This is a genomic window from Calothrix sp. FACHB-168 (assembly GCF_963889195.1).
Classification (GTDB): domain Bacteria; phylum Cyanobacteriota; class Cyanobacteriia; order Cyanobacteriales; family Nostocaceae; genus Aulosira; species Aulosira anomala_A.
The window spans coordinates 1-22,878 of the sequence record NZ_CAWPNJ010000076.1 but is presented as its reverse complement, the minus strand read 5'-3'; the positions used below and the strand labels follow the sequence as shown (position 1 = coordinate 22,878).

General features: G+C 43.7%; 12 protein-coding genes and 1 pseudogene. 9 read left to right on the top strand and 4 right to left on the bottom strand.

Going from position 1 to position 22,878, the window contains the following annotated elements; genetic code table 11:
• Positions 1-193 precede the first annotated feature (193 nt).
• Positions 194-1,258: an NAD-binding protein gene (locus tag AACW45_RS34495; RefSeq protein WP_190637540.1), complete on the bottom strand. Its 1,065-nt coding sequence runs from the start codon at positions 1,256-1,258 to the stop codon at positions 194-196.
• 381 nt (positions 1,259-1,639) lie between these two features.
• Between AACW45_RS34495 and AACW45_RS34490 the strand changes: the two genes are divergently transcribed.
• Positions 1,640-2,923, top strand: coding sequence for an aspartate aminotransferase family protein (locus tag AACW45_RS34490; protein WP_190637538.1), 1,284 nt, complete (start codon positions 1,640-1,642; stop codon positions 2,921-2,923).
• On the opposite strand, the gene AACW45_RS34485 is transcribed toward AACW45_RS34490, so the two are convergent.
• Positions 2,920-3,108: a hypothetical protein gene (locus AACW45_RS34485; RefSeq protein WP_190637536.1), complete on the bottom strand. Its 189-nt coding sequence runs from the start codon at positions 3,106-3,108 to the stop codon at positions 2,920-2,922. The two genes, AACW45_RS34490 and AACW45_RS34485, sit on opposite strands and share 4 nt — an antisense overlap.
• A gap of 137 nt (positions 3,109-3,245) precedes the next feature.
• On the opposite strand from AACW45_RS34485, the gene AACW45_RS34480 reads away from it, so the two are divergent.
• The 5 genes and pseudogenes from AACW45_RS34480 to AACW45_RS34460 form a co-directional block, all read left to right on the top strand.
• Positions 3,246-3,953, top strand: a complete 708-nt coding sequence (locus AACW45_RS34480) for an ROK family protein (protein ID WP_190637534.1) — start codon at positions 3,246-3,248, stop codon at positions 3,951-3,953.
• Between the two features lie 546 nt (positions 3,954-4,499).
• Positions 4,500-5,513: an SDR family oxidoreductase gene (locus AACW45_RS34475; protein WP_190637532.1), complete on the top strand. Its 1,014-nt coding sequence runs from the start codon at positions 4,500-4,502 to the stop codon at positions 5,511-5,513.
• Between the two features lie 351 nt (positions 5,514-5,864).
• Positions 5,865-6,761 carry a bile acid:sodium symporter family protein gene (locus AACW45_RS34470; RefSeq protein WP_190637530.1) on the top strand — a complete coding sequence of 299 codons (897 nt, stop codon included), beginning with the start codon at positions 5,865-5,867 and terminating at the stop codon, positions 6,759-6,761.
• A gap of 197 nt (positions 6,762-6,958) precedes the next feature.
• Complete coding sequence (locus AACW45_RS34465; protein ID WP_190637528.1) at positions 6,959-7,402, top strand: hypothetical protein; 444 nt, start codon at positions 6,959-6,961, stop codon at positions 7,400-7,402.
• Positions 7,403-7,552: 150 nt separating this feature from the next.
• Positions 7,553-7,684, top strand: a pseudogene (locus tag AACW45_RS34460) (DUF4058 family protein); the annotation flags it as partial.
• A gap of 61 nt (positions 7,685-7,745) precedes the next feature.
• Here the strand turns inward: AACW45_RS34460 and AACW45_RS34455 are convergent.
• Both AACW45_RS34455 and AACW45_RS34450 read right to left on the bottom strand, forming a co-directional pair.
• Positions 7,746-9,014, bottom strand: a complete 1,269-nt coding sequence (locus tag AACW45_RS34455; RefSeq protein ID WP_190637526.1) for a hypothetical protein — start codon at positions 9,012-9,014, stop codon at positions 7,746-7,748.
• Between the two features lie 217 nt (positions 9,015-9,231).
• Complete coding sequence (locus tag AACW45_RS34450; protein WP_190637524.1) at positions 9,232-9,585, bottom strand: hypothetical protein; 354 nt, start codon at positions 9,583-9,585, stop codon at positions 9,232-9,234.
• 269 nt (positions 9,586-9,854) lie between these two features.
• On the opposite strand from AACW45_RS34450, the gene AACW45_RS34445 reads away from it, so the two are divergent.
• The 3 genes from AACW45_RS34445 to AACW45_RS34435 all read left to right on the top strand — a co-directional run bounded on the left by AACW45_RS34445 (position 9,855) and on the right by AACW45_RS34435 (position 21,845).
• On the top strand, positions 9,855-10,100 hold the full coding sequence (locus AACW45_RS34445) for a type II toxin-antitoxin system Phd/YefM family antitoxin (RefSeq protein ID WP_190637523.1): 246 nt from the start codon (positions 9,855-9,857) through the stop codon (positions 10,098-10,100).
• Entirely contained in the window at positions 10,097-10,498 is a 402-nt protein-coding gene (locus AACW45_RS34440; RefSeq protein ID WP_190637520.1) for a PIN domain-containing protein, read from the top strand. The genes AACW45_RS34445 and AACW45_RS34440 overlap by 4 nt, the downstream gene beginning before the upstream one ends.
• Before the next feature lie 331 nt (positions 10,499-10,829).
• On the top strand, positions 10,830-21,845 hold the full coding sequence (locus tag AACW45_RS34435; RefSeq protein ID WP_190637518.1) for a LamG-like jellyroll fold domain-containing protein: 11,016 nt from the start codon (positions 10,830-10,832) through the stop codon (positions 21,843-21,845).
• Positions 21,846-22,878: the final 1,033 nt, after the last annotated feature.

Sequence of the window (22,878 nt, the reverse complement as noted above, 5' to 3'; positions counted from 1 at the left end):
GCACCAGTAAGATTATTGTATATACGAGAAGATTTAGGGTGCCGTGCCCTTACTACGATTGTGGTTCAAATGCATTAAAACTGCTGTAAGAGCCAATTATTCACAAATATCTGGCTTAATCCACGCCTACAGCTGTGAATATCTTTCCCCTTAACACTTGCACTCTGCAACCCTACCTTTACGGCTGAATGCATCAGCTTTGCTTCGGTTTCCGCAACTTTTGGGAAACTATGGGGCCGAGAATTTGATTGAGACTACGCAATTGTTCGGCTGTACCCATGCAAATGAGGGTATCACCTGGCATTAATACTGTGTCACCTGTGGGGCCGCCAATCAAGTTACCATCGGTGCGGCGAATTGCTAAAACTAAAGCGCCGGTTTGCGATCGCAATTTGGCTTTTTGTAGAGTTTGTCCGACAAAAGGACAGTAAGCTGGTTCTAGGAGAAATTCTTCCATGTACAATTGGCGGTCTGAACCAGAAAGTATACCATCAACAAAATCTAAAATTTGCGGTCTGAGGGCTGCTGCTGCCATTCGCTTTCCGCCTGTAATATAAGGAGAAATGACAGCATCAGCACCACCGCGTTGTAACTTTTGTAACGCTTCTTCCGTACTAGCTCTGGCGATCGCTCTAATGCCGGGATTCAGAGTTTTTGCTGATAATACTGTGTATAAATTTTCCGCATCAGAAGGAAGTGCGGCGACAATACAAATCGCCCGTTCTATGCCAACTCTTAACAGCGATTCATCTAACGTTGCATCACCTTGGTATACTATGTAACCTTCAGTTTGTGCCCTTTGCACAGATTCCACTTCGGAATCAATGACGATGAAAGATACACCTTCCGCCCGAAATTCTTTGGCGATTTGGCGTCCCGTCCGACTAAATCCACAAATAATATAATGTCCCGATAAGGATTCCATTAACCGCCTCTGTTGCCTGATGCGAATTCCTTCTTGAAAGTAGCCTTCAATAACTGCTTGTGTAAATAAATTGACAATGTAACCAATATTGATTACACCCATCAAAATTAAAGCAATAGTAAATAATCTGCCGCGATTGCCAAGGGGATTAGTCTCACCATATCCGACTGTAGCCAAGGTAATCACCGTCATGTAAGCAGCATCTTCCCATGACCAACCCTCAACCAAACAGTACCATAAAGTCCCAAGCAAGAAAACACAGCAAAGCGCGATCGTTGCTAGTATCAACTCCTTTTGAATACGTTGATATTTTTGCTCAGGTATTAAGTACACAATTTTTTTACCTCTGCGATTGATGAGAAAATGTCAATGGTCAATGGTCAATGGTCAATGGTCAGAGACGCGATTAATCGCGTCTGTACAATAGTCATTTGTCATACCAATCCGCGTTTTGATAGGTAATTAATATTTTGGTAGGGGCGGGGTTACCCCGCCCTTCCTTGTGTGGGTTTCAAGGGCACTTAAGGTGAGGCATTGTCTAAAAAGTGTGGGAAAATCAAGATTGAATACTTAAATTCCTTAATCATATTTTAAGATTTTTGTCAATCTAAAAATTATAAAATCATGAGTTCTAAAAAATAGTCGAAATTTTTGAGAAATTTCTACGACACTAGTAGATAACTATACGATTAAAGATTTTCTTAAGGAGCGGTAGTGAGCATACAAAGTTTAGTTGAAGCAGCCACCAACCCCCCAAAGCCAGATTCGTTGTCATCAACCCCTTTTGATGCCAACAGCTTTGATGAAGCGGTGATGTCTACTTATGCTCGATTTCCCCTAGCCTTAGAACGGGGTGCAGGATGCAGGGTTTGGGATAGCGAAGGGCGAGAATACCTCGACTTTGTAGCCGGAATTGCCACTTGTACATTAGGACATGCCCACCCAGCTATGGTAGAAGCAGTGACGCGGCAAATCCAAAAGCTGCATCACGTGTCTAATTTGTACTACATTCGCGAACAGGGTGAATTGGCACAATGGCTGATTCAACATTCCTGCGCCGATCGCGTATTTTTCTGTAATTCTGGGGCGGAAGCTAACGAAGCAGCAATTAAACTGGCGCGGAAATACGCCCATACTGTCTTAGAAATTGAACGACCAATTATTTTAACCGCTAATGCTAGTTTTCACGGCCGGACTTTAGCCACAATTACGGCTACAGGGCAACCCAAGTATCAAAAATACTTCGATCCCTTGGTTCCTGGGTTTCATTATGTGCCTTACAACGATATTGGCGCTATAGAAGCGGCAATTAGCGAACTTGATGAAGGCGATTATCGCGTAGCAGCAATATTATTAGAACCATTACAAGGAGAAGGCGGCGTGCGTCCAGGCGATCGCGCTTACTTCCAAAAACTGCGGCAAATTTGCGACGAAACCGGCGTTTTGTTGATTTTTGACGAAGTGCAAGTAGGAATGGGACGCACGGGTAAATTATGGGGTTATGAAACTCTTGGCGTAGAACCGGATATTTTCACCAGCGCTAAAGGATTAGGTGGTGGTATCCCCATCGGTGCCATGATGAGTAAAAAATTCTGCGATGTCTTCCAACCAGGAGAACACGCCAGCACCTTTGGCGGTAATCCCTTTGCTTGCGGAGTCGCCTTGAGTGTCTGCCAGACTTTAGAGAAAGAAAATATCTTAGAGAATGTGCAACAGCGAGGCGAACAACTACGTGAGGGCTTAAATGCGATCGCTGCTAAAAATCCTCATCTTATCGCCGATGTTCGCGGCTGGGGCTTAATTAATGGTATGGAATTGCAAGCGGATATTCAGCTAACAGCAGCTGAAATTGTCAAAGTTGCGATCGCTGAAGGTGTATTACTTGTACCAGCAGGGCCAAAAGTTCTGCGGTTTGTACCACCATTAATTGTCACAGAAGCAGAAGTTAATACAGCCTTGCAAGCTGTAGAAAAAGCACTAGCAACGTTGACAGTTTAGGGCATGGGGCATGGGGCATTGGGCATGGGGCATTGGGCATGGGGCATTGGGCAAAGACGCGATGAATCGGCAAAGACGCGATGAATCGGCAAAGACGCGATGAATCGGCAAAGACGCGATGAATCGGCAAAGACGCGATGAATCGGCAAAGACGCGATGAATCGCGTCTCTACAATTGTTGTCATTGGTCTCCCTTGCCTAGCCCCTAGCCCCTAGCCCCTAGCCCCTATTCACTTGTGAAGACTATCAAAACTTCTGCACGTAAATCAAAAACAGGAGAGCATAATAACCAAGTAGCACAACATAGCTGGGAGATATGGCAATGGTGGAAGATAATGGCTCAATTCGCACTCTATCAGTAGATATTGGTGGTAGTGGTGTCAAAGCTTTGGTTTTAGATGTTACAGGACAACCTGTAACCGAAAGGGGGCGTTTAGAAACACCCCAACCAGCGAAACCAGACACAGTAATTAATGCCATTGCTGTTTTAGCAGCTAATCAAGGTGAATTTCATCGCGTTTCTGTGGGTTTTCCGGGTGTGGTACGCCACGGAGTCACGGAAACTGCGGTAAATTTAGACCGGGATTGGATCGGTTTTGATTTTCAAACAGCCTTAGCAAATAAATTAAATAAACCTGTACGGGTAATTAATGATGCCGATATGCAAGGGCTAGGTGCGATCGCAGGTAAAGGTGTGGAATTAGTAATTACCTTGGGTACAGGATTTGGTTCCGCCTTATTTGTCGATGGTAAGCTAGTCCCGAATATGGAAATGGGGCATCATAAGTTCCGCAAAGGCGAGACTTACGAAGAACAACTAGGGCGGGCGGAGTTAGAAAAAATTGGCGATAAAAAATGGAATCGACGCTTACAAAAAGCGATCGCATCTCTCGAACATTTATTTAATTATGATTGCCTTTATATCGGCGGTGGTGAAGCCGTCCGCGTAAATCTCCAGCTACCCCTAAATGTCAAACTCATTCCTAATATTACAGGTTTATTAGGCGGCATAGCTTTGTGGAGAGATTAGTCAATAGTCAATAGTCAATAGTCAATAGTCAATAGTCAATAGTCATTTGTGAGGACGCGATAACCCTTGTCTGTACAATTGGGAGCATCCCAAATGTGCAAAAACGCCCTCACCCTATAAGGGTGGGGCTAGAAATACGAAGCCTGCCAAGGCAGGCTATCAAACTTTTAGCCTGCCTTGGCAGGCTTTGTTGGTATAGCAATACCCTTCTAGGGTATTGCGTCAAAATTGGTAAGGGACTTCCAAGAAATAAATTATCCAATATTGTGGGGTGGGCAGCGTTCGACTGAGCGCTCACGCCGAAGTCTTGCCCGCCTTTGACTATGGGCGGGCGAGACGCCCACCCCACAATAAATAGTTGTATATTTTTTTATTTGGAAGTCCATATGCTCCCGTACAATTATCATTTGTCCTCCTTGTCCCCCTTGTCCCCCTTGTCCCCTTTGTCTCCTGCCCCCTGCCCAATTCAGCCTAAGCCCAGCGAGAGATGAACTAAGCACAAATCGCGCCTATTGATTGAAGGGAAGGTGTTAAGAATGATTAACCATGCAATTAAAATCAATTGGGCAGCAGGTGGTAGCTATCGTTGGGGCTTCCAGTGGGATTGGGCGGGATACAGCAGTAAAATTTGCAGAACGGGGCGCGAAGGTGGTAGTTGCTGCTCGTAGCGAACCAGGATTACAGTCTTTGGTGGCTGAGATCCGCAATTTGGGCGGTGAAGCCACCTATGTAATTGCCGATGTCAGTGATTTTCAGCAAGTAAAAGCGATCGCAGATAAAACTGTAGCAGAATACGGACGCCTCGATACTTGGGTGCATACGGCTGCTACAGGTGTGATTGCTCCTTTTGAAAAAATTACACCAGAGGAGTTTGCTAGAGTTGTAGATGTTACCTTAATGGGACAGGTATACGGAGCAATGGCAGCCTTACCCCATATAAAACAAGAGGGAAGGGGAGCATTAATTCATATTTCCTCAATGGAAGGAAGGCGGAGTTTGCCTTTACAAAGTCCCTATTCGACAGCCAAGCATGGTTTAGAAGGATTTCTGGATGCGTTGCGGGTAGAGTTACAACACGAAAAATGGCCGATTGCTGTCACATCCATACTGCCGGCAACAATTAATACCCCTTACTACAATAAAGTTCGTACCAAATTAGGGGTGAAACCGACAGGAGTACCGCCATATTATCAGCCGAGTTTGGTTAGCGATGCCATTCTTTACGCAGCTGAACATCCCACCCGTGATTTTGTCGTGGGGGATGCGGGGAAAATCTTAGATTTAGTGCAACGAGTTTCGCCAGCCTTAGCTGATTCTCTATTATTAGCGATCGCATTTCAAGGACAGCGTACCAATGAGCCAAAATCAGCCGACGCACCCAACAATGTTTTTGAGCCAATTTCCGGCTATGACAAAGTTGAGGGAGATTTTAGAAACTTGTCCATACCCAGTTTTTTAGATAATTTGGATAAAAATCCGCCCTTGAAATGGGGTGCATTAGCAGTTGCAGCATTAGGTATTGCCACAGCTTTAGGCATATTTGGTAAGAATGAAATTTAATTCTATTTCTAATTAATGCAAAAGAGCATTAATTTTTTAAGTTCGTAATCAGGATTTTTGCGCTGCAAAATACAGAATTAAATTCCTGACTACGAACTAATTTTTTATAAATTTTCAACAGGCCTGCAATTAATACCAATTAAAAAAAGAATACGACAAATTGTAGGGGCAAGGCACTGCCTTGCCCTCTAGAATATATTGATGTATCGCCAACCAATAACAAATGACAAATGACCAATGACAAATGACCAATGACAAATGACACCCCCCGCCATTTATCTTAAAATTGCACCGCTATACGTAGAAATATTCTGATATTATCAATTTTGTCTAATTAATCCAAAATTGATTATGCAAGCAAGCTTTTTTACTGCTGTTGCTTTACCTGTTGCCTTAGCAATTATCATGCTAGGAATGGGTTTGTCTCTAGTACCCGAAGATTTTCAACGTGTAAAGAAGTATCCAAAAGCTGTTTTAATTGGCTTAATTAGTCAGTTAATTTTTTTACCTGTTATCGGTTTTCTCATAGCCACACTCGTACCCATGCAACCTACAATTGCTATGGGGTTAATGGTAATCGCACTTTGTCCTGGTGGCGTATCTTCTAATGTAATTACATTTTTGGCTAAAGGTGATGTTGCTCTTTCAGTTACTTTGACAGCTTTTAGCAGTGTAATTACAGTATTTACAATTCCCATATTAGGAAATCTTGCCTACCAACACTTTATTGGCAAAACTGCCGCGATCGCATTACCCATTGGTGCCACAATATTACAAGTTTTCTTGATGACACTTTTGCCCATTGGCTTAGGAATGACTGTGCGGCAAATATTTCCCGAAATCGCCCGTCGTCTAGAAAAAGTCACTAACCGCCTAGCAGTTGGCTTTCTGGCGCTTATTATTCTGATACTGATTATTCGTGAGTGGAGTAATCTACCCGGCTTTATTATGCAAGTTGGTGTAGGTGTAGTGTTGTTAAATACTACTGGTATGATAGTCGGATATTATATCAGCAAATTATTTAACCTCAATTCTGCCCAGCAAATCTGCATTGCCATTGAAGTGGGCATTCAAAATGGTACACTTGCGATCGCCATTACCGCAGGCTTACTCAACAATCCCGATATGGCAATACCTGCGGCGATTTACAGTTTGTTTATGAATGTCACAGGTTTAATAGCAATTAACTATGGTAGAAAATTGGCTGTAACCGATGTTGTGCAACAACCTGTAGAGAGTAAAGTTTAGCTAGTTTCTCTGATTTATTGCCAAATCAAAAATCAAGAATTAAGATTCAATGGCAAAGCAAGTACAAGGTAATGCTTGAATTTAGTAATTACAACGGGGAATTAACTCTACTGACTGCAATTACCTATTTTTAAGCATTTTGTACTTTCTTGAGTCAAAACAATGAGAATTTTAGCAATAATGAGGAGCTAGCTAGCATGGGTGAATCGAAGCGAAGAAAACAGCAAGATTCCAACTACGGGACAGTTAAAAATCCAGTGAAAAAGCTAATGAAGATTTTTTGCCCGGTTTTTGAGGATTACGAGAATTTACAGCATCGCAATCCTGATGATATATCATTAGCGATCGCTAAAGAAGGGTACAAAGAAACAGGCTTAAGAGGCATAATTTTAAAAGGATATCTAGCCGAACGTTTAGTTAAAGATTATCCACCAGAAGCTGAATTAATCGCCGGGTTCAAACAACATGGCAACATTTATGTCACTTCTACATTAGCTCTAACTTATTTAGAGAATTCTCACAATCGAGAGAAAAATCTCCAAAATTTTGATATATACAATCCATTAACCGAATTTATCCGCATTGAAAGCGATGCTGAACAGTACCATATCAATTTGTTGACGCTCCCACCTCATAATTAGGGACTTACAAAAAATAAATTACCCAAATTCTGTAGTGCGAGCATCTTGCACGATGAATGAACACCAGCGAGCATCTTGCACGATGAATGAACACCAGCGAGCGTCTTGCACGATGAATGAAAACCAGCGAGCGAGACGTTACAGAAATTATTATTAGAAATATATGAACAAGCCGGATTTGATTTGACTTTAGATTATAATCAACCTCCTGTACCGGATTTATTGGTAAAAGATAGAGAATGGATGCATATGTTATTGAAAGAACAAGGATTAAGAGAGTAAATATTCATAAAATATGAGTCATGAATAAGAAAAAAGAAAAATAGCGATCGCTCCTATTGCACTAACGCCTCCTTTTGCTCCTGTAATAAGGTTCTACCCATTTTCCGCTTCTGCTGTTGGTATAACCACTCACATATTCATACTCATCTTGATTAGCAATTGTTTGATATTCTGCTTCTGAAATTCTCTCCTGTGTTGCAAATCGCTTGTCAGATTTTGCTTGATTAGCTCTAGTTAAATCCTCTAACTGTTGATTTAGTCCAGCAATTACATCTTGTTGATGCTGATAATTTTGAGATAAAGCTTGATTTTGTCTCTGTAGCTCTAACTTTTGGGAGTTCAACTGAGTTTTTTCTTTGAGTAAACCTTCAACTTCAGACTCTTTGTTGCAAGCATAAGCAGTGAGATCCTCAATTCTTTTCTGTAAACTTATTTTTTGTTGGTTTAAATGAGATAGCTGTTTCTGTAACTGGCTAATTTGATCTTGACTCCTTTGATTAAATTCAGACGAATCTTGAATTTCCTTTTGTAAATTACGAATTGATTGTTGCAATCTATCTACTTGAGTTTGCTTGTCTTGAATTGATTCTGTTAAATTTTGAATATTATTTCTCAGAACAGCTATATCTGCATCTCGATTTGAGATATCTCTATGAAGGTCAGAAATATTTTTTGTCAGGTTTGCAACTTCTTGTACACGCTTCTTTAGTTCGTTTTGATCTTCGTATCTAGACTGGAGCAAATTTTTAAATTCTTGGGACAAGAGACTGATACGAGAGCGTAATTCATTGACCAGCAATTGGTAGTCACTATCAGTTGTAGAAGTATTAGAATTTATAATTAACTTGGCTGACAGAATTCTCATTAGCTCGTCAATTCTATAAGCCAGACGCAACCTATAAGGACTGATTTTATCTTTACTCTGTGCTATTTCAGTAGCTAATTTATTAATTGCTTCTGAGATTATGATTTGAGATGGTTGTCTACTTCTTATAAAAAGAACTAAATTAGTGACAATTTTCTGAAGTTGCTCATAATCAATTTCAGCCTGACTCGCTAAAAGATTACGAACAGAATCTTGTAACCCTGCTAGAACACGATAGCTTTTAGGCCTTCGAGGCTCTAATTCTTGTAATATTTCGCTTCTTTTATATTCCAAGGCCTCAAGTGTTCTGGCGATTTTCTCATGATTGGTATAAGGATCTGCACCAAGACGCTCTAAGATTCCCTCATACAACCAGGCTTGAGACTCCAAGTTATTGAGCTTTTGAACTTGTTTTTTATTGTCTGGCTGAGAAACTACATCTGTTCTTTGTAACTGTTGTTGCAAACTATTTATCTTTGCTGAGATAGTCCCCTGAAAGCAAGCCAACATTAGCTCTAGGGCTTGACCAAAGGGAAAGGAGTAGTCAGCTAGCCAACCAAATAAAAACCAAAAAACCAGGGCACACACCAAAAAGCTAACTACTTTAATGTAGTTGATAAGTCTTCTAATGAAGTTACTATTAGATTCTAAATCTGAGTTTTTTAGGTCAAGAAAGAGTTGGTTAACGAAAAAATTGCTGACCTATCTGCTGCCCAATTACTGTACCTGGATTATTTCCAACATTAATATTTACACCCGATTCAGTGTTTTGCACAACAGAGGTATTTTGTATTTGCTGATACTGATTTACCAGCTTTTCAAGGTTTTTCCGAAACTCTTCATCCCACTCTGCTTCACTTAAAATTGCAGATCCTAAAAGTTCTGGTTTAGTCCCTCTAATTTGAAGTTTGCCTTGAAATCTTTTTGTCAGAAACTCTAAAACATCTGCGCCAGCTTTCTCTAATGCTCCACCAGAAACCTTATCAATCGCCCATAAAGCGATATTGGCGGCTTGCAAAGCTAGTGATAATTCCATGTTGGTAGTGTTCCTGTTGATTAGAAATCCTTGTAAATTTATAACACATATAATTTTGTAACATACTGATTCGCGTCTTATATCATGTCTGGTTAAACACTTGTGATTGCTTCGCTCCACTTCGTTGCGCTCGCATTGACATATCGTAAGTAATTTGGCGGACAGAATATCAGTTTTCTCTTGCGCTGCTAAGTAATGTCAAAATTGAATATTGCAATACAATGCATCGCTAAACTAAACTAAGTTTATAGACTTAGTTCTTTAAGAGTATGGAAAGTGTAAATATCCATCAAGCCAAAACAAACCTCTCACGCTTGTTGTCTCGTGTGGAACTTGGGGAAGAAATTATTATTTCCAACCGAGGAATCCCAATTGCCAAGTTGGTTCCCTTTCACAATCCATCTAATCGGCGAGCTAGTTTAGGGCTAGATCGAGGGCGCTTCACTGTACCAGCAGACTTTGATGCGCCTTTACCAGAAGATATCTTGGCAGCATTTGAGGGTGGGGAAGAGTGAAGCTGTTGTTGGATACTCAATGTTGGTTATGGTGGTTTGCCCAACCAGAAAGGTTGAGTGAGGAGGCAATTACACAGATTGCTGATGAAACAAACGAATTGTGGTTCTCGGTTGCTAGTATCTGGGAAATCGGTATTAAATTTGCGATCGCAAAGTTACCATTGCCAGAACCACCAGATAGCTACATTTCTAATCGTATGGGGCAGTTGGGTGTGCGATCGCTAGAAATTACAGCAACTCACGCTTTACGAGCAGCTTCTTTACCCTTGCATCACCGAGATCCCTTTGACAGAATGTTGATTGCACAGGCACAGCTGGAAGACTTAACCCTCGTCAGTGCTGATGCCATATTCAGACAGTACAACGATGTGGCAATTCTTTGGGCTGCCAATTCGTGAAAAGGCATAGAATAAAGACATACTTTTGTTGAACAGCAGATACAGCAGAACAGTATTAGACCTCTGGCAAAAGTCCTAATTTTCTCTTTGGGACTTCCAGAAAATAAATTGTCCCATTTTCATAGTGGCAGATTCTTTCTCCTCTGCTTCCTCTGCCTCCTCTGACAGGTGAGAATGTTAAGTTTTACAGCTGCTTTCGATAATTCTTCGGAAATTTTCGGTGTTCACGTCGTAAGTATAGTGAAGTTTGAGTTAGCCCGGAAGATGAAATAATTGACCCCATAGGCTGACACCTCAACATTTCAGCACACTTACTTCACAGGTTTTTTGGATGTCTACCGCTAATGTTTTCGATTCCTTAATTAAGCAGTATTCCGGTTTGTACAAGTACACCACTACAGTTAGGCACAAGGGCACAGTGATTGCCTTTGCCATGAATGACCAGCAGCGAATTTTTTATAGTGTCTTAAATCTCAACAGTACTGGTGACCAAAATGCTGCTGATGCCAACAATCCTCAAAGCGCGATAGATAAAGATGGGTGGGAAGATCCTAAACCATTAAATTTCCCGACGGAAATTGCAGAAGTTGGGTTTGGTGTGGCCGATCAAACCTTAATGCCAAGTTACCGCAATAATAGCCAGACACCTGAAAAGCCAGGTATTAATTTACGACCAACAGAGAAGGATTTATTTTTATCCTCAACGGCAAGGTTGACGGCAGATGCACCATTTCAGGTGTTATCAGATGGACAGTTTGTGTATTTGTTTAGACAAGCGATCGCAGATCCCACAAATTATTCCACAGTTGATCAGCAGAAGGCAGCCCGGCGCAAGATGGTGTTTGTTCAGGGCACACAACTGAGTGTCAGCCCTGATGGTACGGGTTTGGTGCAATTTGATAAAGCGGCCGATGCATGGGTTTCTAGTTCTGCTACTAGCAGTGTACCTATTGTTAATTCCACATTGTTAGTCGATCGCTTTGTGTTATCAGGTGCCTACTTACAAACCAAGATGGAGGTACGCTTTCAACGCAGCCGCAGCAAAACCCGCCCCCAAAGTCGTAAAGATAGCTTGGGTGCAAAAGACCTGGATGGCAACGATTTTCTTGAACCAACGCAAGAGTTGAAATTTGTCGGTAATTTAACAGATGGTCGCTTCACAGTACTGTTGTTACCCACACAAATCCAAGAAATTCAACGATGGCAAATTTTTGCTCATAACAACAAAACTGGCTTAATTGATGCTTTTGATGTAGAACGGTCTACGGATGGCTTGTTTAATACGCGGGGGTCACAGGTCTATACCTGCGTCGATCATCCAGATGTGTTTGCGTTGAAATCTGGCAAGTGTGTGGAACCAAGCCTCAGCGATCCTTCCCAAGCTTGCGACAAAGATTTAGTACCCCGCGTTGTCACTGAAGGCTATGCTGAGTCTGCGTTGCGAACCAAAACCTCACAGGAACTGGACGCAGAAATTAGCAATGCCCTCGCCGCACAAAATTTATCTCAACTACAGTCTCAAGGTCAATTGTCCGTCATTTTAGAACCTCATGTAGCGATCGCTTCCGGTGTGAAACTTGGGCATACCTTTACTCAAGAAGCCTGGATTTTACCCACCGCATCTAGTACTACATCCCAAGCCCTGCTCACCAACAAAAGTAACGGTAACACCGATAGTTTAGCAGCCAGTCGCCAAAATCATGATGGCTGTCCTTCGATTTGGATTGAAGCGGGAAGCAGAGTCAGAATAGGCTTTGGCGATGGCAACCAGTGGTATGAGGTGGCAACCAAAAGTATTCTCACTCCCAACAATTGGAATCACCTAGCGGTTACATTTGATGGCAGTGCCTATCGAGTCTACGTCAATGGGCGACTACGAGAAAAAGCTGATATGGCTCAAGTCTACATCAATGGCACACTCCAAGAAGAGTTAGATGCAGATGGTAACACTCAGCCTAAGCTGGAATCACTCCAGGGCAAAACTCCAGTCATTAGCCCCATTACCAGTTTTGGAGCCGCCAAAAATACCTTTACAGGTACTGTTGATGAAATTCGTCTCTGGAGTCGGGTACGTTCAGAAAAAGAGTTACAAGCCGACATGCACCAACGATTAGTTGGGCAAGAATTGAAGTTAGTTGGCTATTGGCGATTTGATGAAGCCACAGGTAAAACTATCTATGACCAGACCGATAACAAAGCCAATGGAACAATCCAAAGTCAGCTACAGTGGAGCGTTACCCCCTTTGATGCGCCGCCTGTAACCCTGAATTTGGATGAATGGGTGTGGGTGAAATCTGATGCACCTGTGGGCGAGAGTTTGGGTGTGAGCCGCAGTAGTTTTCAAATTGCGTCAACCAATGCCAACGGGCAATTAGAAGCCCGTAGTATTACATCTGGCATGACTGCATTGCTGTATTACCAGCAAGAAAATGTTGCCAGTGGCTATAGCAATGAAGAAAAACCCCTCAAGCGTAATGCTCGCGTCATGTTGGCAGTGGCTACCAAGAGTGCATCAGGCGATAAAAACGAGATTGCTACCCTGGATTTAGGCGTATCCGGGTCAGGAAAACTCGCACAAATTCCCGATGTTGTACCACTGTCGTTAATTCACAAACCAAATGCTGATGGGCAATCAATTAACCAACAGCTAGACAAAATTAGCAGTTTGCAAAGCCAAACGCGGATTTTGAAGGAAGAAATTATCAATCTCGATCGCCTAATTAATCGCACTACGCCCACAGTGACGATTTTAAATAATGCGATCGCTAATTCGTCCATCGATAGCATCATTTACCCTGAGTTTGCTTACTTAAATGAGAAATTAAGCCAACTCAAAACAGCCCAACAAGATGTGACACAAAAAGAAGGTGAACTAGCTCAAAAAGATGCAGAGGTGAGCAATGCCACTGCCATATTCTATCAAGATACTGGGTTTGAAGGAAAAAGATTAAGTACTACACGAGGTTTTCTTGATACTGGAGTTTTGGAGTCTTACGGTTTCAACAATTTAATTTCTTCCCTAAAAATTCCCCCCCAACTGCAAGTCACGCTCTACGAAGATGACAACCGTGGAGGGAGACGCAGAACATTCACAGGCGATGTCAGCAGTGTGGATGATTTTAATGACCTGACATCCAGCATTGATGTGGTCGAAAATCCAGAATACACCCGCGCCGCCGAAAATGCTTTGCAAACCGCTAACAATACCTTGACAGCCCACAAGGCTGAAGTCACGCGGGAGCGCGACCTGCTGCAAAGCCGAATTAATGCTTACACGCAAGAGAAAAACGACAAAAACACCAAGCTCACGACTATTCAAACAGAATTAGACAACATTCGCACAGGAATTATCCACGGTGTTGATGTGCCCATGAGATTGGTGCATACTGACCCCTTTGGATTAACCATTGCTGGTGGACTGTTGGGTTTTGCCTGGACAAAGGATACCCCATTACTTTTTGACAGTGCCACAGGTAGCTTGGCGCTTTACTTCCGAGGCGTAGACGATCAATTTTTTGTCACCTATTACACCACGCAAACAGAACGAGCCAAATACCCCCTGACCAACGAGCAAGGGCAGGATTTGGTTGTTTGCTTTGCGCGTTCCACTGATTTAGAAATGGATCAGATTGTGATTAATACCAGTGGTGAGCCGAATGCAGATATCTGTAGCGTGACTATTACTGGGCCAGACATCACGGAAACATGGAACAATGTACCCCGTAATCCTGAGCGGTTTGCCAAAGTGTTAAATGGGTTGGCAGGTGAGCGGGAATTTATCGGCTCTGGTACGATTAAAACCGAGTTAGGACAGGTGAAAAGCTTAGAGTTTGCCGATGGCGTGAAGCGATCGCTACCCAAAGGTGCTACTCTGATTGTTGGCAAGACCAAGGTGACGACGCAAGAACGGGTAGAAAAAAATTCCACCAACATTGCGATCGCCTCTGAGATTCTCCCCGTACCTACCGAGAAACTGCCAGTATTTTTCCTAGAGTATGACTATGGTAGTGATGCTCAAACTACAAAAGTGCCTAACGACTTGTACAACGGATCGTTACTAATTCGGGCAACGGTTGATACAACTCAGTCAGGTCAAGTACAAATTGGGCAACGTGTCACCAGTGGCGGAACCCTCACCTGCAAATGGACTGCTGCTAGCCCCGGCAGCACCCTCACCTTTGATGGTGTTGATGATTACGCTCAACTCAAAACTGCTCAACAGCTAAAACAACTGGATGCGGCTAGTGATGTCACCATTGAAGCCTGGATGCGTCCCAGCCGCATACAGGAAAAGGCGAGCATTCTCCAGCATTACAGTAATGATGGTGCTAATTATGCCCTGGGTTTAGAAGCAAAAGAACTATTGTCAGCTTTAGAATTTACGGGTAACAACTATGTGGAATTGGGTCAAGGTGTGGTGCTGGGTGAACAATTCACTCAAGAAGCCTGGATTTATCCCACCGACGCGAATGTTGGCTTTAATGGCTTTTTAGGTAATCAACCACTTGGTGCAACCAATTCTACCACGCGATCGCCTTCCATTTGGGTAGTCGAGAAAAATCACATCCATGCCGGATTTGGCGATGGTAGCAATTGGAACGCCTTTATCACCAATTCCAACCCCAATAGTCAACCTGTATTGTCGGTCAATACCTGGAACCATATTGCTGTCACCTTCGATGGTGAATGGTATCGCCTTTATGTCAACGCCGTCCTCAAGTACAGTACAGACGCATTTAAAGGCAAAAAGCCCATCAACACCCCAGTTAAATTTATTGGCAAAGTCGATAACTTCTTCAACGGACGCATCGATGAAGTGCGCCTTTGGAAACAAGCCCGCACCCAAGGCGAAATTCAAGCCGACATGAACCGTCAACTTAGCGGTAACGAAATCGGCTTGGTTGGCTATTGGCATTTTGAGAAGAGAATTGCAACTGATTACTCTCGCTTTGGCAATGATGGCACGCTGCGGGGTGACTTTTTGAATAATCTTCCATCACCACTACCTGCATACGCCATTTTTGCCGGAGTTAACAATCAATTTGTGCAAACCAGTGATATTTTTGCTGGCGGTAATTGGAATCATGTCGCGGCAGCCTTTGACCAATCCTACGGGTTAGAATTTGATGGCACAGGTGGCTATCTTGATTGTGGTAATGATACTACCCTAGATATTAGCCGTGATCTCACCATTGAAATCTTTCTCCAAATCAAAGACCTTAGTCGTGGTAATGGCATTCTCAGTCGCGGCAAACTCAATGATGGGACAACGGATCATGATGTTCCCTATGCCGTGTGTGTCCTGCCAGATGGCAAAATTGGATTTTTGTTTGAAGATGTTAAACATCAACTCCATTCTTTCGTTTCTGATGGCAGCATTGGCACCAACTTCTCCAAGATTGCTATTACTCGCAAAAGAGTAAAGATAGAAACCAAAGACGATAAAGCAGCATCTGGTGTCAAAATAGATTCTTCGGATGAGATTAAATTTTACATCAATGGTCAATCATCCGGGGTGCGTCAATATGAAAGCAAGCAACCTGCGAGTGATGATTTTAGACAACCTACTGATATTGGCAACAGTAGCCAATCTCTAGAAATTGGTTTAGGTTTGACAATCAACTTACCTTTTTTCACTGCTGTTCAAGAAATTTCACTGCCAATTGTAGCTCCATTGCGGGGTATTCTGACTGAAGTTCGCATTTGGAACACAGCCCGTGAACTAGAACAGATTGGTCAAGAAATTAAGGGCAGCGAAAAAGGATTAGTCTCTTGGTGGCAATTTGAAGAAAATGACGGTAACACTGCATTTGATTCTAAAAGTCGTAACCATGCCACAATTAAAGGTGAGGTGACATGGGTGAAAGACCCAAGCGTAGATGGTTCCAAGCTAACAATATATCACAATGGCAGCAAAGTTTTAGCACCGAGAATAGATGCAACTGCCTGGAAAACTAGCCAAGCCCAATTTACCATTGGCGCTCTGCAAACCACCAATACTCCAACGCAATTCTTCCAGGGCGAACTTGAAGAACTACGGATTTGGAAAATCACCCGGACTGAAGAACAAATTCAAGACAATCTGTTCCGACGCTTAATGGGTGAACAAGAAAATTTACTCGCCTATTACACATTTGATCCTGATGTTGCTGCCACTTCATCAACAGAAATTACTAAGCTTGACGATCGCTCCTCTCACGGTAATCATCTCGAAATCATCGGAGCAAATTACATTCTGTCTACCGCACCAATTGGTGAAGATATCCCCCAAATTCGCAGTGCTTTGGCAGGGGTGAAAACGACATTCCATGACATCATTCAAAGTCCACCAAGCATTCAAGAATATGGCGATTTGCAATACGACAGTGCAGGTAACTTAATTGGCATTTTCAAGCGTTGCTACAGTTTTCTCAAAGATAGTCAATGGCAATTAGTTACAGGTTTCAAAGTCGGTGATTTAATTACCGAGTGGATTGGTCAGATGCAAACAGCACCGCAACTAATTGGTTATATTGAAGGTGCGCCACCCGTTCCCAGTGAAAACCTAGCCGCCACAGGATATGTATTAGGTGAGTTTAGCGATTACACAGGTGCCAGTTCTGTAGAACTGACTAAAGCCCAAAGTACCACCTATACTTACTCTGCCTCCAAAGACAAAGGCTTTGACATGTCAGTTACAGGTTCCCTGTTAGTTGGAGTGAAGTCAATTAGTTTAGCTGGTATAGGTTTGGCTACCAGTGTTGAAGATTCCAACTTTGCAGTGGGGCCAAAAGCAACCTTTGAAACATCCTTGGGATGGCTAGAAGATGCCTCTACGGGTATTGGACGCACCACCACAGAAGCGACCAAAATGGAGTTGCGCGGGATTGTGGAAAATGCAGATGCTGTTGCCTATCCCAAAATCGGACGACGATTTGTGCCGGATAATATGGGTATGGCATTGGTGAAATCAGAGACAGCAGATATCTTTGCCCTGCGCCTCAAGCATAATAATGCTTTAATTTCCTTCCAAATGCGACCCAATCCCGACATTCCACCCGATCGCAATATCATCACATTTCCTATGAATCCCCGCTATGTCAAACAGGGGACTTTGGATGGTAAAATTGGGTTTGAGGCTGATCCTGACTACCCTAATGCTTTAACCTATAGCTCCGACACCAGCTATTTCAAACCCATTGAAGCTTACGCCCTCAAGGAGCGCATCAACCGCCAGGAAGCAGAGTTGCAGACATATTACGAGCAATATGCCGCCGAAGCCAAAGGCCGCCGTCAGGATGGTTTATATGGCAGTGATAGTGATTTAGCAGTGGGAAGGGCAGTTAATAAGTTACCTCGGTTACAAAAGCGGAATCTGGTAAATTCTTATGTTTGGACAGCCGCAGGTGGGTTGTACGCCGAAACCCAAGAAACGATGGATGTTTATCAAGAGAAGTTGGGTGGCTCCTATGCCTTTAAGGGCATGGCTGGGTTAAGGCTGGTGACAGGGATAGCGATGAAAGCCCTAGTCATGGCTGAGTTAGAGGCTTTATTTGGTGGACACTTGAACCTGACTGTGACCAAGGAGCGAGAATCAGAAACATCCTTTGGATTAAATGTCGATTTAGGTAAAGTGGAGAGCGATCTGTATCTGCGGAATGAAAAAGGCGAGTTGATTATGGATCGCGTGGATGATCCGCGTAAAGCCAAACCCAGACTCAGACCAGGGCGGGTTGACGCCTATCGCTTTATGACGTTCTATTTAGAGCCGCGTGCCGATCAGTTTGATTTATTCTTTAATCGCGTCGTCGATCCGATTTGGTTAGCCCAAAGTGATGACCCCAGCGCCCTAGCCCTAAGGGAAGCGCAACAAAATAAGAATGATACTTGGCGGATTATGCACCGCGTCACCTATGTCAGCCGCATTCTGCCATCACTGAGTGAACCTGCGCCTTCATCACTAGAGAAGACGTTGCAAACCCTCGACATTGACAGCAACTATGAGTTGATTAAACAGCTAGAGCCGTTTGTAGCTAATAAGCTCACTAGCTATGTAGAATTCACGGATGCAATTCGTGATACCATTAGGCTTTATTTTCCAGAATTGCAACCCCATGAGCAAGCTGTGATGCAATACATGAGCCTGTACTTTGGTATTGTCGATGGTCAAGACCAGACCTTAGATGATGCTCAATTTGGGCAGGCTTCATTGCGCGATCGCTCACTTAATCAACCGCCGATTGTCAATGCAGGTACTGACCAAATCATTGGTCTGGATGATAGCAGTACATCCATTGAGTTAGAAGGTAGCGTCATCGACGATCGCCTAGAAAAATCCTCAGCTATTTTTGTTACCTGGGAGCAAATTGCTGGGGAAGGAACCGTTGTCTTTGATGATCCCCATGCCCTGAAAACTACAGCCACCTTCACCAAACGGGGCAAATATCTGTTGCGGTTGACGGCTGATGACGGTATGTTATCGGCAAGTGACAATCTCACCATTGTGGTTAACCAACGGCCTGTGATCTCCGCAGGCGATGACCAGCAGGTTGTTCCCACTGGGCAAAATTACCGACAGTTAAAAACCCCCTTGCAAGGTGTGCTGATTGATAGTGGATTGGGCGATCCAGATCGTGGTGTCATTTCGGTGAAATGGAGTAATCAGAGCCGGGGAACTGTGATCTTTGAAAATGCCAAAGCACTACAAACATCAGCAACCTTTGATCAGAGTGGTAATTACTTACTAAAGTTGACTGTTGATAATGGTACTTTTACGGTTGATGATGAAGTTACCATTGCAGTTGCTGCCCGTGCCACTCAAAAATTGCAAGCACTTTATACCTTTGAGTCGAGCAATGGGGTGGTGCCTGATGTATCTGGTGGAGACGCGCCTCTAAATTTAGTGGTCACTGATGGCGATCGCATCCAGAAAATTGCAGGCGGTTTGTTACTCCAATCACCGACTCTGTTAGCAACCAACAATCCAGCAGCCAAAATTACCACTGCGGTACAGTCAACCAATGAAATTACAATTGAGGCATGGCTACAATCAAGCTCTGAGAATGCTGAAGGGTTAGCCCGCATTGTCAGCTTCTCTGAGGGAGCCGGCAAGCGTAATTTCACCTTGGGACAAACAGGCGATCGCTTTTATATCGGCATCCGTACTACCACCACTAACGACAATGCCAGCAATAAGCCATTGGCAGTTGGTAAAGTGACTACAGCACAACTGACTCATATTGTGGCAACACGTGAGGCATCGGGAGTGTTACGATTCTTCCAAGATGGTCAAGAAATTAGCCGTCGTCAACTCAGTGGTAATTTCTCTAACTGGAGTAGTAATTTCAAACTTGCTCTGGGCAACGAATTAGGTACTAATAGCAGCGATGAACGCGCCTGGTTGGGTCAATTGCATCTCGTCGCTATTTACAGCCGCGCTTTAACGACTGATGAGGTAAGACAAAACTATGAGTTTGGTGCTGATACCAACTTGCCACCTGTGATTTCTGCTGGGCAAGATCAGGTAATTGATTGGGCACAAACACAACCACTTCCTATCATGGCACAGTTAACAGGACGCATCACCCATGATCGCCCCTCACCCAATGCTATAACACGTTGGTCACAAATTGCCGGGCCTGGTAGTCCCAATGGCGTGAAGTTTGGGGATGAGAAAGCCTTAGTTACATCTACAGAATTTACCCGCAATGGGCGCTATGTACTGCGGCTAACTGTGGATGATGGCGAACTCATGTCTAGTGATGAGGTTGTTGTAGTGGTGAATCAACCACCCACCATTGCCGCCCAAGTTGCACCGTTTGTGACTTTATTAGGGAACTCAGTCACCACACAGTTAACCGGAATTATCAACAATGAAGGTTTAGGTGAACTGTCCGACTCCATCCGCATCACCTGGAGGCGCGTTAGTGGCCCCAACACCATGCAGATTGCTAATGCTAATCAACTGAATGCGATCGCCACATTTACTGAACGGGGTGTTTATCAGCTGGAGTTCAAGGTTGATAATGGTCGTCTTTCTCAGACTATTCCCCTAGTCGTCACGGTCAATCAATCACCCAGCGTTAGTGCGGGTACAGTTCCCGTTTTAACTCTACCTCTACTCTCAGAGGTGAACAATGACCCCACAGCAGTCAAGGTGGAAACAACCCTAGCAGGACGCATAATTAACTCTGGCCTGGGTAATCCGCAACAAAACAACCTGACCGTCAAATGGCAACAAGTGAGTGGGCCAGGAGAAATCCAGTTTGCGGATGCTACTAAAGCAGATACTCAGGCAACGTTTACAGTGGGCGGTATCTATGTCCTGCGCTTTAGCGCCACCAATCCCGACAGCGACCTGTCCAGTTTCTCTCAGGTATCTGTCACCGTTAACCAACGCCCCATTGTCAAGGTGATTGCTGCTGCAAAAGAAATTACCTTACCTGCAAAGTTAGAACTTGATGCCACGGTGAGTGATGATGGTTTACCAACGGTGCCAGGGATTTTGACCTTACAGTGGACAAAGGTCAGTGGCCCTGGTAACGTCAACTTTGCAGATGTGAACTCAAGTTTCACCAGTGCTAGTTTCTCTAAGGGTGGTAACTATGTGCTGCGGTTAACCGCAAACGATGGTGCAGTAGAGGAAATGGATGAAGTAGCGATCGCTGTCAAATCACCCCCCAGAATTGCTAATAACTTAGTTCTGCTCTATACCTTCAAAGAAAACGGTGGCAACATAGTTACTGATGTCTCAGGTATTGACCCTGCCCTGAATTTAACATTTGCAGGCGATGGAGCTAAGTTGCAAGGAGGTGTGTTATCAATTACTAAACCCACCCTCGTAGCCTCGGCAGCAGCAGCAACTAAACTGATTAGAAATGTCAAAGCCACAAATGCCATCACCATTGAGGCATGGGTGAAACCCAAAGACATCAACCCAACCCAACAGTTACCAGCCCGAATCGTGACTGTTTCCCGCAACGAAGCCTTCCGTAACTTTACACTCGGTCAGGAAAATGGCTATTACGTCATACGGTTGCGGACAACAGTAGCAGATGCCAATGGCACCAACAATGCCTTCCCCGTAGGAAGAGTGTCCACCAGCCAAGTTTCTCATCTAGTTTACACCTGGGATAAAGCGTCCAAAATAGCCAACTTCTATTTAGATGGTGAAAAAATAGCTAGTCAACCAAACATAGATGGTGACTTTGCTGTTTGGGCTGACGACTTCAGACTAGGTTTAGGCAACGAATTTAACAATCAGTCCCGTGCCTGGTTAGGCAATATTCACTTAGTCGCTATTTATAACCAAGCTCTCAGTATTAGTGAGGTGAGACAAAACTTTAATGCTGGATTAGATACTTTTTGACACTCCTCAGCCTAAAGGCATGAGGATTCTTGGTTCAATGAGTCCACTTAGTCTAGACCCCTTGCGGTATCTAAACCAGAGGTGGTTCTCTCCACGCCAGTTGCTTCAAGTCGGCAAAGCCGCCCAACGCACTGGCTCCCAAGCGTTAACTTTTGGTCTGCCCGACCATAGTTGCACAAAGTGCAATATTTGTTTGCAGTTTAGTGCTGTTCGTCTAGTACCTGCGAATCTTTTACCTACTTCCAGGTGATACTAGAACTACGAAGTAGAACCAGTAAGATTCAGTTGTCAAGGTGCAGCGTCTACGTGTTAGGTAGCAATAGGGTTTTTTAAGTGGTTGATTACCCTTCCACATCCTATATTGTACCAAAAGCCGTCCTTCCAGGACGGGGTTTTAGACCCAATTTTTTGATAACGATAGCGATCGCCAGCTTGTGAAGTTGGCGATCGCCCTGTGTGCAATTTTTTGAGCTAGATTACTTGCTGTAGGGTGGCCGCCGAGATACCTGCAAAAAAAAAGACACGTGTCAATAAATATTGCGAACAATCCCTTGTTTATTACGCTTCGTGTGTCAGTTGTCAATTGTCAGTGGTCAGTTGTTGAAAGGATCTGGTCTAATACCCCAACGCCACTTGACGCCAGTCGCCTCAAGTCGGGAAACCCGCCCACAGCGCTGGCTCCTTTATGCCGGGAAACCCGTCCACCGCATTGGCTCCCCCTTGTGGGTGGTTTTTAGGTGTCTTTGCTACTGACAACTGACCACTATTCCCGGTGAGGATGTCAAGGAATTGGGATACCCAAAAAGGGGAGCATCCCAAATGTGGAAAAACGCCCTCACCCTATAAGGGTGGGGCTAGAAATACGAAGCCTGCCTTGGCAGGCTATCAAACTTTTAGCAAAAGAAGGCAGGCTTTGTTGGTATAGCAATACCCTAGTACAGGTCGGCGGAAATGAGCATACCATTGTAGTGCGAGCATCTTGCTCGCGTTTGTCAGCGAGCAAGATGCTCGCACTACTCTAGATTATCAAAAT